We start from the raw sequence: 14,136 nt of genomic DNA on the forward strand, positions 1-14,136 counted from the left end.
AATCGCAGGTGAGCGAGAAGCCATCGGCTTTTTCGCCACCTCAGCCCGCTCCCGGCCCCTTCCCGAGAAAGCCTTCGAGAAATTCGACGAACGCCGTCACCTTCGCCGTCAGATTGAGCCGCTCTGGATACACAGCATAGATATCTGCTGGCGGCAACGACCAATCGGGCAGCAACTGCTTGAGACGGCCAGACTGCAGATAGGTGGTCGCATCCCACTCCGAGCGCATCAGGATTCCCTGTCCGTCAAGTGCCCAGACGAGCGTCGCTTCGCCGTCATTGCTGCTCAGCACACCGTGCACCTTGACCGTTTCGTGGCGCTTCCCCTTGCTGAAATGCCAGGTGCCGTAGGCCGTGTCGTTTTCCCTGAGTACGATGCATTGATGCCGCTGCAGATCGCGCGGCGTATCCGGTTCGCCTTTCGCTCGCACGTAGATCGGCGACGCGCACACCATCCTGCGGTTCGTCGCGACCTTGCGTGCGATCAACCTTGAATCGGGAATCTCGCCGAACCGCACGCCGACGTCGAACGCCGCTTCGGCGAGATTCAACGGGCGATCCGTCAACTCTAGTTGTACCTCGACGTCGGGATACTGGCGATGAAACGCCGCGATGGCCGGGGCGATGTGACGGCGGCCAAAGCCGAAGGTCGCATTCACGCGCAGCAGCCCCTTTGGCGTCGCTCTGCTGCTCGAAATGGTCCGGTCGAGTTCCTGTAACGCAGACAGCAGCTTCGACCCCGTCGTCAGGTATTGCTCGCCCTCGTGCGTCATGCTGAGCCGCCGGGTGGTCCGGTTCAGCAGCCGCACACCGAGGCGCCGCTCGATCTGCGCAAGGCGAGCGCTCACCGCGGGCGGCGTGACTCCAACGTCCCGCGCGAGCGCCGACAGGCTGCCATGTTTGACGAGTTTGACGAAAAACTCGAGATCCGAAACCGCGTCCATTGATAAATTTAATTTAAGAGTAGTTTAGATTCTACTGAATTCTATAACGGAATTGGCGAATTAGACTCCTGCTTATCGGTCGATCATGACCGGCCCCACGCTTCAGATTCAACCGGCCAGAGGAGTCCATGCCGCACACCTTCTATCAAAAGCTCGTCGCATCACATACGGTCGACCGCCTCGACGACCAGCATGTGCTGCTGTATGCGGACCTGCATATCATGAACGAGTACACGAGTCCGCAGGCGTTCGCCGGACTCACTGAGAAAGACGTCCTCGTGCGCCGGCCACGGCAGCAGATGGGGATTGTCGACCACGTCATCCCGACGCGTGCGGTGCCGGTTGCCGCCCGCACGATCGACATCGTCGACGCATCAAAGCAAGCCGCGAATTTCACACGCAACTGCACCACGCAAGGCATCCACCTGTTCGACGTGAACGATCCGGCGCAGGGGATCGAGCACGTCGTCGCACCGGAAATCGGACTGATCCGGCCTGGCATGGTCGTACTGTGTGGCGATAGTCACACGACGACGTACGGTGCGCTCGGCGCACTCGGTTTCGGGATCGGCACCTCAGAAGTCGAACACGTACTCGCGACGCAAACGCTCGTCTATCGCGTGGCGAACGACATGCGGATCACCGTCGACGGAGAACTGCCGCCTGGCACCACGTCGAAGGACCTGGTACTGCACATCATTGCGCGTATCGGCGCACAGGGCGCCCGCGGCTTCGCGCTCGAATATGCGGGATCGACAATCGCTTCGCTTTCTGCCGAGGCGCGAATGACCTTGTGCAACATGACGGTCGAAGCCGGCGCGCGCGCCGCGTTGATTGCACCGGACGACACGACGATCGACTACGTGCGGGCCCGCGTGCGCGATCTGGATGCGGCGACGCTCGATAGCGCGACGGCCGCATGGCGCTCGCTGCGCTCGGACCCCAATGCTCTCTTCGAGGTCGAACATCACGTCGATGCATCGCAAATCGCGCCGTATGTTACGTGGGGCACGAGTCCAGACCAGGCGATTCCCGTCGACGGGCACATTCCCGAAGTCGACACGGCAACCGGCATCGACGCAGCAACCGCGCGCAAGGCGCTCGACTACATCGCGCTGCCGTCCGGCGCAAGCATCGAGGGCACGCCAATCGATCGTGTGTTCATTGGCTCGTGCACGAATGCGCGCATTGAAGACCTTCGAGCGGCTGCGGCTATGGTGCGGGGACGCAAGGTCGCGGCATCGGTTCGCGCCATGGTCGTTCCTGGTTCCGGCATGGTCCGCGACCAGGCGGAGCGCGAAGGCGTTGCGCAGATCCTGATCGACGCGGGCTTCGAGTGGCGCCAGCCCGGCTGTTCGATGTGCCTCGCGATGAACGACGACGTCCTGGCGCCGGGCGAGCGCTGCGCATCGACGACCAATCGCAACTTCGAAGGCCGCCAGGGCCGTGGCAGCAAGACCCACCTGATGAGTCCCGCAATGGCCGCTGCCGCTGCGATCGCGGGTCATATCGTCGACATTCGCAAGGAGCTTGTACATGGCTGATCGCCGTCTCATTCAGGGCACCGCAGCGCCGTTGCCGATCAACAATCTTGATACCGACCAGATCATGCCGAAGCAGTTCCTGTTCGGCATTGACAAGTCGGGGCTCGCGCGTGGACTGCTTTACGACCTGCGCTACGATGACCGCGGTCAGCCGCGCGAGACGTTCGTGCTGAATCGCCCGGAATATCGCGACGCACGCATTCTGATCGCCGGATCGAATTTCGGCTGCGGCTCGAGTCGCGAACACGCCGTGTGGGGACTGCAACAGGCCGGCATCGAAGCGGTCATCGCTCCTAGCTACGGCGAAATCTTCTACTTCAACGCCGGCAATAATCGCCTGCTGCTCGTGACGCTCGCGCCGGAGATAGTCGATGCACTTGTTGCCGAACTCGCTCATACGGACACCAGACAGTTGTCGATCGACGTCGAGAACGAAGTTGTCGTGACTGCCTCGGGCGAGCGCCATTCGTTCTCGATCCCGCCGAGGCAAAAACGCATGTTTATGGACGGTCTCGACATGGTCCAGATGACACTGCAGCAATCCGACCAGATCGATGCATTTGAACAGCGGCATTGGGCAGCCAATCCGTGGGCACGCATCGATCTTCCTGCCCAGCAACGCAGCATGTCGTAACTGGACACAAGCACGCTCTCCATGCGTGCGTGTCGGCATCGAGCGACGCGAATTTCAACCTGATAACGAGACCGGCGCGTGGAACGCGCCGGCAGGAGACGACCATGCCCCAGCCATCCAAACGCGCCACCGTTCCGGACGCGCACGCGCTAGAGACGCGCACCGTCAAGAAGATCACATGGCGCATCGTGCCGTTCATCATCGCGCTGTACTTCGTGAGCTTCCTGAACCGCGTCAACGTCGGCTTCGCCGGCCTGACGATGAATCACGACATCGGGCTCACACCAGCGATGTTCGGCTTCGGCGCGGGAATCTTCTTCGTCGGCTACATCGTGTTCGGCATGCCGTCGAATCTTGCGCTTCAGCGCGTCGGCGCGCGGCGGTGGATCGCGTTGCTCATGGTCGTGTGGGGGGGCCTCTCCGCTGGGACCGCGAGTGTCAGCGGTCCATATAGCTTCTATGTGCTGCGCTTCCTGCTAGGGCTGGCGGAGGCCGGATTCTTCCCCGGCATCATCCTGTACCTGAGCTATTGGTTCCCGGCCCGGCATCGAGCGCTCGTGACGGCGATTTTCATGACCGCCGCGCCGTTATCGAACATGATCGGCTCGCCGATCTCCGGCGCCATCATGGGCATGGACGGCATCGCACAGATTCATGGCTGGCAGTGGCTCTTCATTCTCGAAGCGGCACCGACTGTCGCGCTCGGCGTGATCGCGTTCTTCTTCCTGACCGACAAGCCTGAAGATGCGCGCTGGCTCGATACCGACGAGCGTGAGTGGCTCACGCTCGAGATGGACCGGGAGCGCGCCGCCAAGGCGACCGGCGCGGCATCCAGCGTATGGGCGGCCACGAAGGATCCGCGAGTGCTCGCCCTCGCCCTCGTTTATGCGGGCACGTCGACTGGCCTGTACGCGATTGGCATTTGGGCGCCGATGATCATCAGCCACTTCGGCTTCAGCTATTTCGAACTGGGACTCGTCAACGCAATTCCCAATGTCGTCGCTGTCGTCGGTATGGTGCTCTGGGCGAAAAACTCCGACCGCACCGGCGAACGCAGATTGCACGTGTCGATCGCATGTCTGGCCGCAGGCGCAGGGATGCTGCTTGCCGGATATGCACCGTCCGCACTGCTCCTGATCGTCGGACTGTCGGTCGCGAATTTTGGCATCAACGCCGCGAAGCCGCCGCTGTGGAGCATGCCCACGCAGTTCCTCTCCGGTTCGGCTGCAGCTGCGGGCATCGCATTGATCAACGCGATGGGCAGTCTGATAGGCGGCACGATCGGCCCAATGGTCATCGGCAAGTTACGCGAAATCAGCGGCGACTACTCGCTCGGACTCTACTTCGTTAGCGGCACGCTGATCGTGTCGGCAGTCATTTCCTGGATGTTCGGCCGTCGACAAACGGAGTCGTCTGTTACACCCACAGTCTCTTGATTCTGTCGCGCGAAGCACGCGCCCGACTTTTCGGCAAATAGGATCAATACAAAACCTGGCCAGGGCGATAACGACGCAGAAACGGTTGCCTATAACCGCTAACGCGTCGAACGCTCCTGACACGGGTGAGCCTAACGGCCCTTGCGACAAATCATCGGACAGAAGCGCCGCTACCCGGAAAGCACTCGCTGGCGTCGGTGGGAAGCCGTGTTTTTCGGCTGCCCCCCCGACGCCGCTGCATTTATGCAGCGGCCGAAGCGACACTGCATACCGCATGCCCTCGCCAAAACGGCGCCTGGATTGAACTGGCAAGACGCTGTATCCAGCGCGGCCCAAGCCCCAAGTTAAACGTTCTGATGCAACCGTTGGTACGGCACTTCGATTCTGAAGGCAGTTTTCGCAACGATTTCCAATCCTGAACGTCTTGCAGCGGCCTTTCGCCGCCGAACGTTTGCGTTTCGCCCAGAGACGGTGCGCCACCAATCTTGCCGTGCCTCATGCACCTTCCTTGCGCGTATCTGCACACTTCCCGAACATTGCGGCGTGCTCATCTCCACCTGCAAGTCCCCGATTCTCCCTTGCGTATGGGTTTTCTCTCGATGGCACGTTTCGTGCAAACTGAATCAATGTGGATATTTCAATTGTTGCAATTTGCACCTAGATTGCACCGGCTAGCGACGAAGCCGGCAATTGAGTGCCCCCCAGGACAGGCGCTTCACAAGCGTCAACCAACCCTGTACCGACGCTGCGCGTAGCGGACACGTGAGCGAAGCGCGAAGTGATTCAAGTTCAGCACGAGGACCAGCATGCCAGTACAACTAGCGTTGCGAAACATTCGAAAATCGTTTTCCAGTAAGCAGGGCTCGGTCGATGTGCTGGGTGGGCTGTCGTTCGACATCAATGAACGGGACTTCGTCAGCATCATCGGCCCGTCGGGTTGCGGGAAGACGACCGTGTTCAACGTGATCGCCGGCCTCCTCGAACCCGACAGCGGCGAGATCGTCTATCGAGGTCAAGCAGTCACCGGCTTGCGCGGCAAAGTTGGTTACATGATGCAGCGAGACCTCTTGTTGCCGTGGCGCACCGTATTGCAGAACGTCCTGATCGGGCCCGAGTTGTCCCGCATGCCGGTTGCGCAAGCACGCGAGACGGCCATGGAATACCTGAACACCTACGGCCTCGCGGGTTTCGAAAACGCCTATCCCCGCATGCTGTCCGGCGGCATGCGCCAGCGTGTCGCGCTGATCCGCACCTTGATCAACGATCCCGACATCATCCTGCTCGATGAGCCGTTTTCAGCGCTCGACTATCAGACCCGGCTGTATCTTGAAGGCGTGCTGATGGAAGCGGTCGAGACGTTCCACAAGACAGTCGTTCTGGTCACGCACGACATCGACGAAGCAGTCGCGTTGTCGAAGCGTGTCGTGGTGCTCGGCGGCCGACCTTCGCAAGTCAAGAAAGTCTATGACATCGAGATCGGCGCGCGTTCGCCAATCGGTGCGCGCAGCGACCCGAACTTCTCCGGCTACTTTCACGCGCTGTGCGCGGAACTCGATATCCAGACCGAGGTAAAGGCCGCATGAACCGTTCCGCATCCATCAATGACGCGAAAATCTCCGCGCCGCGCAGCCAGACGCGCTCGGGCCCTGTGCTGAATACCGGATGGGGGCGCACGGTGCTGCAACTCGTCGCGGTGATTGCATTCTTTGCGATATGGGAAGGCGCTGCGCGGCTCGGCTGGGTATCGAACTTCCTGGTCGGCTCGCCGACAAAAATCTACGACGCTTTAGCTCGCTCCGCTGAATCGGGCGACCTTTTCGTCGATATCGGCTACACCTTGTTCGAAGCCATGCTCGGCTTTCTGTTCGGCACGGCGGTCGGCTCGGTCTGCGGCCTCGCATTGTGGTATTCGCCATTCGTCGCGCGACTGATCGAGCCGTTTATCGTCGCGATCAACAGTGTTCCGAAGATCGCTTTCGCCCCGATTGTGATTCTCTGGTTCGGCACCGGGCTCGTTTCGAAAGTTGCGCTGGCGATTTCGCTGACGGCGATTGTCGCGCTGATAGCCGCCTACGAGGCAGCGAAAGAGGCCGATCCTGATCTTCAGGCACTCCTCGTCACGCTTGGCGCGAACAAGAACGACGTGTTCCTGAAAGTCGTGATTCCGTTCACGCTGCCTTACGTAATCTCGACTTTCCGTATCAACATCGGCTTTGGTCTGGTGGGCGCCGTGGTGGGTGAATTCATTTCGTCGGAGAAAGGGCTTGGCCACATGATCTTCACCGCTTCAAGTCTTTACGATCTGAACACCGTGTGGGCCGGCCTCTTCGTACTGATGGCGATTGGCTTCGTGTTGTATTTCCTGATCGACCTGATCGAACGCAAGCTGTTGCCGTGGCGACAGGTGTCGAATGCACCAACGCTACGGGTTTGATGCCGTCGCCACACAGGTCGAATTGCTTCCTTTCCGCCCTTCAATCTAACCTTTCTCCGGACCTGAAAATGGCAATCATTGCAAGAAAGATGCTGGCTGCTCTGACAACAGCAGTCGCAGTTTCGGCCGTCAGCATCGCAACGCCCGCATTGGCCGCCGACAAAAAAGCGGTTATTTCTCAGGCTTTCCAGTCGATGCTGTATCTGCCACTCTACGTTGCCATCGACGGCGGCTTCTTCACCAAGGAAGGGTTAGAGGTGACAAAGCAGACCGCAGGCAGCCCGAGCGCGGCGTTGTCAGCCGTGTTGTCGGGCAGTGCGGATTTCTCCTTGCATGGTCCCGAATGGACCGCGGTCGCCGCCGAAAAAGGCGCGGATGTCGATGTGATCGCCAACGTCGTGAACGGTGCGGCGGTATGGATCGCCGCTACACCGGACAGCAAATTCACCGGCATCAAGGATGTGAAGGGCCAGACGGTCGTGTCGGGTCAGATGCCGACCACCAGCACGTCGCTGTTCTTCAAGTTGCTAAAAGAGAACGGCATGTCGCCCGCCGACGTAAAACTATCCCAGGTACCGCTTGGCTCCGAGATCGGCCCACTGGTCGCTGGCCAGTCCAAGGTTGCGGTGATGTATGAGCCCGGCCTTGACCAGGCCGTTGCCAAAGGCATGAAAGTGGTGCTCGGCTTTCCGAAGTTGTACGGCGAATACGCATTCTCCTCGATCTCGGCGAAAAGAAGCGTGGACCCCGACGTGGCTGCACGGTTCGTGAAGGGTATGCAGCAGGCGCTCGTATTCATGCAGAACAATCCCACGGAAACGTCGGCGATCGCCCGCAGGGAATTTCCAAGCCTTGATCCAGAGATCGTGAACGCCGCGGTAAAACGCATGCTGGACGAAGGCGTGTATCCGAGGAATGTCGACATCACCCCGAAATCGCTGACGGTTGCAATGGATACGCAAATCGCGCTCGGCAACCTGAAGCAGCAGCCGAAATACAGCACCTTCATCGTGCAGAACTTCATTCATCAAGCACTCGCCGCGAAATGAACCATTCTTCCCCCTCCCCCAGCATCCGCGAAATCCGTGACGCGATCAGCACGGGAACCCGCACCGTCGAGCAGACCGTGCAACAGGCGTTCGATGCCGCGCAACGGCTGCAACCGGAGTTGCAAGCGTTCATCCATCTGCCGACGTCGCCGATCGTCAATCGTGCCGATCGCGACGCGCCGCTCGCGGGCGTCCCAGTCGGCATAAAGGACCTGATCGATACGGCCGATATGCCCACCGCGTTTGGATCGCCGGCCTACGAAGGGCGCAGGCCCGACAAGGACGCATGGGTGGTCGCCCGTTTGCGCGAAGCCGGCGCGACGATACTCGGCAAAACGGTCACCACCGAGTTCGCCTGGCGTCAGCCTGGCGCCACGACCAACCCGTGGAATAGCGATCACACGCCTGGCGGCTCGTCGAGCGGTTCCGCTGCCGCCGTCGCGGCAGGCATCGTGCCGCTGGCGCTCGGCACGCAGACGTTCGGCTCCGTCATCCGTCCCGCCGCGTATTGCGGCGTGGTCGGGGTAAAGCCGAGTTACGGCACGATTGCGCGGACCGGCGTGTTGCCGTTGTCAGGGTCGCTCGATCACCTTGGCGTTTTCACCACCAATGTCGCCGACGCAGTTCATGCGCTATCCATTCTGGCAGGCAGCGACGCGGACGATCCACACGCGTCGCATAGCAGTCGCCCTGGGAAAGTCCCTGGCGATACGGCACAGCGGCCGCCACGCATCGGCGTGTTGCGCGAGCAGATCGGTGGACCGATCGACAAGGCGCAGCAGCATGTGCTGAATCAACTTGCCCTGCGTTTGCGCGCCGATGGCGCGGAAATCGTCGCTGCCGACTTGCCTGCCGAATTGGCCGACGCTGCACGGCATGCTTCGATCCTGCTCGCAGTTGAAGCCGCATTGACACACGGCGAACTGGTAGACCGTTCGCCAGTTCTTGTCAGCGCGCCGATCACGGCTCTGGTCGAAGAAGGCCGGGCTTTGCCCGCGACCGAGTATGCGAAAGCCAAGGCATTGCAGATAAAGATGGCGCTTCGCTTCGACCGCTGGCTCACTGAAGCGGCGGGACTGGACGCGCTGCTGGTGGCGCCGGCATCAGGCGAGGCGCCCCGTGGGCTCGACTATACGGGCGATGCGGCGTTCTGCACGCCCTGGACCTTCCTCGGCGTGCCGGCGGTGACGTTACCGGTTGGCTTCGGTCCGGACGGACTGCCGCTCGGCGTGCAACTGGTCGGTGCAAGTCAGCACGATGCCGCTTTGCTATCGCTTGCCGAGTGGGTGGAAGGTAGAACCGGCTGGAACATCGCAGTTGCTTCTCGCTGATGCCAGCTTCGTTGTGTGCAGCAAGTATGACGTGATCATGCAAACCCGTAGCGGCTGAGCGGGTAGCGATGATCGATTGATTTTTGAGGAAACATGAGAGCAGAATTTTTAAATCCCGTACGCGGCATCCGTGGGATGGCGGTCACACCCCATGCGCTGGCATCGCAAAGCGCGCTCGCGATCCTGCGCGACGGAGGCAATGCCGTCGAGGCGATGATTGCCGCCGCGGCGACCATTGCAGCGGTGTACCCGCATATGAACAGTATCGGCGGCGATGGCTTCTGGTTGATTTCGCGGCCGGGCGAAGAGCCCGTCGGCATCGAGGCGTGTGGAGCGGCGGCATCGGCGGCGACGATCGACGCCTACCGCGCACGCGGCCTGCAATCCATCCCGTTTCGCGGCCCGCTGGCGGCGAACACGGTGGCCGGAACGGTGTCGGGCTGGTCGTTGGCGCATCGCTGGTCCAGTGACACACTCGGCGGCAAGCTGCCGGTCGCGCGCTTGCTGGAAGACGCAATCGCCTACGCGGGAGGCGGTATTCCTGTCACGCGGAGTCAGTCCGAATGCGTCGCGCTCAAGCGGCAGGAACTCAAATCAGTCGCGGGGTTCGCCGAGACGTTTCTGACGAGCGACAACCCGCTGGGCGTACCGGCTGTCGGCGAGCGCTTCGTGCAGCCGCGCCTAGCCGCGACGCTCGAGCGTCTCGCCCACGCGGGTCTCGACGACTTCTACCGTGGCGATCTCGCACGCAGCATCGCGGCCGATCTGCGCGCCCTCGAAAGTCCTCTGTCGCTCGCGGACCTTGAACAGCATCGCGCAAGGCTGCGCACGCCACTGGCGCTCACGCATTCTCTCGGCACGATCTACAACATGCCGCCGCCCACCCAGGGGCTTGTATCGTTGCAGATTCTCGGCGTGCTTGACCGTGTCTTGCGCGACGATATGGATCCGCTCGGGCCCGAGTACGTCCACGCGTGCGTGGAGGCAACCAAGCTCGCGTTCGCCATACGCGACAAGCACATCACCGACCCGGATTACATGGACATCGATCCACAGGCGCTGCTTGCGCCTCATGTGCTCGACGCGATGGCCGAACGGATTTCGATGTCCACGGCAGCACCGTGGGGTCGCGGCCTCGGACCGGCCGACACAGTGTGGCTCGGCGTGATCGACGCCGATGGCGTGGCCGTCAGCTTCATCCAGAGCATCTATCACGAGTTCGGCAGCGGCCTCGTGCTCGCAGATTCGGGTATCAACTGGCAAAACCGCGGTTGTAGCTTCTCGCTCGATCCTTCTGCGCGCAATCCACTTACGCCTGGGCGGCGGCCATTTCACACGTTGAACCCGGCGCTCGCGCGCTTCGCCGATGGACGCACGATGGTGTACGGAAACATGGGCGGCGACGGCCAGCCGCAATCGCAAAGCGCCGTCTTTTCGCGGATCGCGCACTTCGGCTGGAATCCGCAAGCCGCTATCGATGCGCCTCGCTGGCTGCTGGGTCGGACCTGGGGGCAAACCAATGAATCGCTCAAGCTGGAGGCGCGGTTTCCGGTCGAGACATTCAATGCGCTGCGTCGTCTCGGCCATGACGTCGAGCAGATGCGGCCGTACGACGAAGCAATGGGCCACGCGGGCGCGATTGTCCGGCACGGCAACGGATGTCTGGAAGCAGGCTTCGACCCGCGCAGCGACGGCGCCGCGGCTGGCTGGTAAGCGCGCCTGCCAGACAGCGGGCGGCCACTCCGCCCGCACCCTTCTGAATCGACGACCCGCGAGCGTTCGCGCCGACGGCAGGGACGGCGCACGTCTGTTCATCTGTCGATAGATCAATCCCAAACGGAGAAACACGTTGAATACCCCCACGCAATCATTGAAAGGCGCCGCCCCGCCCGCCGCGCAAACAGCCGCGCATACCCGCTGGATCCAGCTCGGACTCGGCCTTGTTTGCATGATGACGATTTCGAGTCCGCAATATGTATGGACTCTGATGACGAAGCCGCTCATGGCCAAGCTCGGCATCGCCCTGCCGGAACTGCAAGTCACATTCTCACTGCTGGTGCTGCTGCAGGCATTCTTTTCACCGTTCCAGGGCGCGCTGATTGATCGTTTCGGGCCGCGCAGGCTGATCTCGATCGGTACGGTGCTGGCAGGCGTGAGCTGGGTGCTTGCTTCGTATGCGCACAGTACGGCGATGCTGTACCTCACGTATGGCTGCGTCGGCGGTCTCGGTACCGGCATCGTGTATGTCGGCGTGGTGGGATTCGTGGTTCGCTGGTTTCCCGATCGACGCGGTTTCGCCGCCGGTGTAGCGGCCGCAGGCTACGGCATGGGCGCCATTGTCACCACCTTTCCGATCTCGGCATCGCTGGCAACGCACGGTGTCGAATCCACGCTGTGGCTGTACGGCATCATCTTCGCAGCGGTCGGCCTGCTCGCCTCGCAGGGCCTGCGAGTACCGCCCGCGGCCGACAGTATCGGCTCGGCAGTATCCCGGACGACGGTCTCGACGCGCGACTTCCGCCCGTCCGAAATGCTCAGGACACCGCTGTTCTGGCTGATGTTCGTGATGATGACGATGATGTCTACTTCGGGCCTCATGGTCACCTCGCAGATGGCAAGCTTCGCCGCCGACTTCGGCGTCAGCAAGGTACTGGTCTTCGGGCTCGCCGCATTGCCGCTGGCACTGACGATCGACCGCTTCACGAACGGTCTGACCCGTCCGCTGTTCGGCTGGATATCGGACCGCCTGGGGCGCGAAAACACGATGTGTTTCGCGTTCGCGCTGGAAGGTGTGGCGATGGCGCTCTGGCTGCTGACGCGCGATAACGCGGTCCTGTTCGTGCTGCTGTCCGGCGTGGTGTTCTTCGGCTGGGGTGAAATTTTTTCGCTGTTCCCTTCGACCCTGACCGACACGTTTGGCACCCGTTATGCCACCACGAATTACGGCTGGCTTTACATCTCGTTCGGGATTGGCTCGATCTTCGGCGGCCCGCTGGCCGCGTTGCTGCATCAGCACACCGGCAGCTGGGCGCCAGTGTTCGGATGCGCGATTGTGCTCGATCTGAGTACTGCCGTCCTTGCAATGTTCGTGTTGAAGCCGGCGCGCGCGCGTTTTGTCGGAGTGGGTGGATAACAAGTCTGATCGCGGGCAGCGCCCCTTCTACAAAATAGCATGTCACCACAACTGAAAACAGTGCGACCGCTCGTTATTGCATCGGTCATGGCGTCAATGGCAATGGTCGCTATCGAAGCGACCATTGTGTCTACAGCGATGCCGCAGATCGTGACTCAATTGGGCGGCCTGCATCTTTATAGCTGGGTCTTCTCGTCGTTTCTGCTCACGCAGACGGCAATGACCGTCGTATTCGGCAAGCTCGCTGACCTGTACGGTCGTAAGCCCATCATGCTCATTGGCATCGTCATCTTTCTGGTGGGATCGGTGCTCGCGGGCTTTGCCCGGTCCATGCCTGCAATGATTGCGTTTCGACTGATTCAAGGTGTCGGCGCTGGTGCGATCCAGCCTGTCGCGCTCACTATCGTGGGCGACCTGTATCCAGCACGTGAACGAGGGAAAATCCAGGGCTATCTCGCCAGTGTCTGGGCGATCGCTGCGGTCATCGGGCCGATGGCGGGTGGCATGCTCATTCGCGACCTTTCGTGGGCCTGGATCTTCTGGATCAATATCCCAATTGGCCTTGCCTCCGCCGCCGGCTTCATCGTCTTTCTACACGAACAGGAAAGGCGCGAACGCCCTTCGATCGATATCCTCGGTGCAACGCTTTTCGCTGCATGCATCGGCGCTCTCATGGTGGCGCTGACGAATGCCGGGACGTCCGTCAGTACTCGAACCATCCTCGAGTTTGCTCTGTTCGTGATATGCGGCGCACTCTTCATTCTCCAGGAGCAACGGGCCGCCGACCCCATGATTTCGTTTTCCTTGTGGGGGTATCGGCCAATCGCGGCGTGTAATGCCGCCACGGTCCTTTCGGGAATGGCGCTAATGGGGCTGACCAGCTTCCTTCCCATGTATGTACAGGGCGTCCTGGGCAGGTCCCCGGTGGCGGCGGGCCTCGCCTTGACCATGATAATGGTCGGTTGGCCAACGGGCGCTACCATTGCAGCACGCTCCTTCCACCGGATCGGACTGCGGCGCACCCTCATCGGCGGCAGCGTGTTCTTGCCGATTGGCGCAGTGGTCTTCGCAGCATTGACCCCACAGAGCACACCGCTGTTTGCAGGAATCGGGTCGTTGATTATGGGCTTTGGAATGGGAATAGTTAGCGTGAGCTCACTTATCTTGATCCAGGAAATCGTCAAGCCGTCGGAACGCGGTAGCGCGACGGCGTCCAACCTGTTCTCCCGCAACCTCGGCAGTACGCTTGGTGCAACCGTGTTTGGTGCGGTTCTGAATTATGGGCTGACTCATTCGACCGGCACCGCAGAGGTTACCTCCGATCAGTTGCGACAGCTTCTTGACTCGGCACCAGGCGACGCTATCGTCAACTCTGCGGCGAGAGTTGCGCTCCACCAGTCCCTCCATCTCACCTTCTCTTCCGTCCTGATGATATCGATCGGCGCGGTCGTCTCCCTGATGCTTGTACCCACTATCAATCTCGTGCGAAGGAGCGAACCCACAACCCATTGATGCGCCGGCCTGCTCCTTGCCGAGTCGCCTTTGACCCAGCGCCTGATCGTCATATGTTGGAGCAGGCCACGCTTCGCCATCGTTTCGACGAGCTCCTGAACGCGGAGCCTGTCACGCGCG

11 protein-coding genes are annotated in these 14,136 nt (G+C 61.2%); 10 read left to right on the top strand and 1 reads right to left on the bottom strand.

Translation table 11 applies throughout. From position 1 onward, the window contains the following. Positions 1 to 40 precede the first annotated feature (40 nt). Entirely contained in the window at positions 41 to 943 is a 903-nt protein-coding gene (locus PQR32_RS07155) for a LysR family transcriptional regulator (RefSeq protein WP_408223634.1), read from the bottom strand. A 128-nt stretch (positions 944 to 1,071) separates the two neighbouring features. Between PQR32_RS07155 and leuC the strand changes: the two genes are divergently transcribed. From leuC to PQR32_RS07205, 10 genes are all read left to right on the top strand, one after another. Next, positions 1,072 to 2,487, top strand: coding sequence for a 3-isopropylmalate dehydratase large subunit (gene leuC / locus PQR32_RS07160; RefSeq protein WP_408223637.1), 1,416 nt, complete (start codon positions 1,072 to 1,074; stop codon positions 2,485 to 2,487). After that, positions 2,480 to 3,121, top strand: coding sequence for a 3-isopropylmalate dehydratase small subunit (gene leuD / locus PQR32_RS07165; protein ID WP_408223640.1), 642 nt, complete (start codon positions 2,480 to 2,482; stop codon positions 3,119 to 3,121). The genes leuC and leuD overlap by 8 nt, the downstream gene beginning before the upstream one ends. A gap of 104 nt (positions 3,122 to 3,225) precedes the next feature. Next, complete coding sequence (locus PQR32_RS07170; RefSeq protein ID WP_408223643.1) at positions 3,226 to 4,557, top strand: MFS transporter; 1,332 nt, start codon at positions 3,226 to 3,228, stop codon at positions 4,555 to 4,557. 806 nt (positions 4,558 to 5,363) lie between these two features. After that, complete coding sequence (locus tag PQR32_RS07175) at positions 5,364 to 6,140, top strand: ABC transporter ATP-binding protein (RefSeq protein ID WP_408223646.1); 777 nt, start codon at positions 5,364 to 5,366, stop codon at positions 6,138 to 6,140. Next, on the top strand, positions 6,137 to 6,991 hold the full coding sequence (locus PQR32_RS07180; protein ID WP_408223649.1) for an ABC transporter permease: 855 nt from the start codon (positions 6,137 to 6,139) through the stop codon (positions 6,989 to 6,991). The genes PQR32_RS07175 and PQR32_RS07180 overlap by 4 nt, the downstream gene beginning before the upstream one ends. Positions 6,992 to 7,059: 68 nt before the next feature. Next, positions 7,060 to 8,040 carry an ABC transporter substrate-binding protein gene (locus PQR32_RS07185; RefSeq protein ID WP_408223652.1) on the top strand — a complete coding sequence of 327 codons (981 nt, stop codon included), beginning with the start codon at positions 7,060 to 7,062 and terminating at the stop codon, positions 8,038 to 8,040. After that, positions 8,037 to 9,371 (top strand): amidase, encoded by a 1,335-nt coding sequence (locus PQR32_RS07190; protein WP_408223655.1) that lies wholly within the window; start codon positions 8,037 to 8,039, stop codon positions 9,369 to 9,371. Before PQR32_RS07185 ends, PQR32_RS07190 begins: the two co-directional genes overlap by 4 nt. Positions 9,372 to 9,506: 135 nt before the next feature. Continuing rightward, positions 9,507 to 11,084, top strand: coding sequence for a gamma-glutamyltransferase family protein (locus tag PQR32_RS07195; protein ID WP_408223657.1), 1,578 nt, complete (start codon positions 9,507 to 9,509; stop codon positions 11,082 to 11,084). A gap of 136 nt (positions 11,085 to 11,220) precedes the next feature. Next, a complete protein-coding gene (oxlT, locus tag PQR32_RS07200) occupies positions 11,221 to 12,504 on the top strand; it encodes an oxalate/formate MFS antiporter (protein ID WP_408223660.1) in 1,284 nt (427 codons plus the stop codon). 39 nt (positions 12,505 to 12,543) lie between these two features. Further along, positions 12,544 to 14,016, top strand: coding sequence for an MDR family MFS transporter (locus PQR32_RS07205; protein WP_408223663.1), 1,473 nt, complete (start codon positions 12,544 to 12,546; stop codon positions 14,014 to 14,016). Positions 14,017 to 14,136: the final 120 nt, after the last annotated feature.

The organism is Paraburkholderia dipogonis (genome assembly GCF_046027395.1).
Taxonomy (GTDB): domain Bacteria; phylum Pseudomonadota; class Gammaproteobacteria; order Burkholderiales; family Burkholderiaceae; genus Paraburkholderia; species Paraburkholderia dipogonis_A.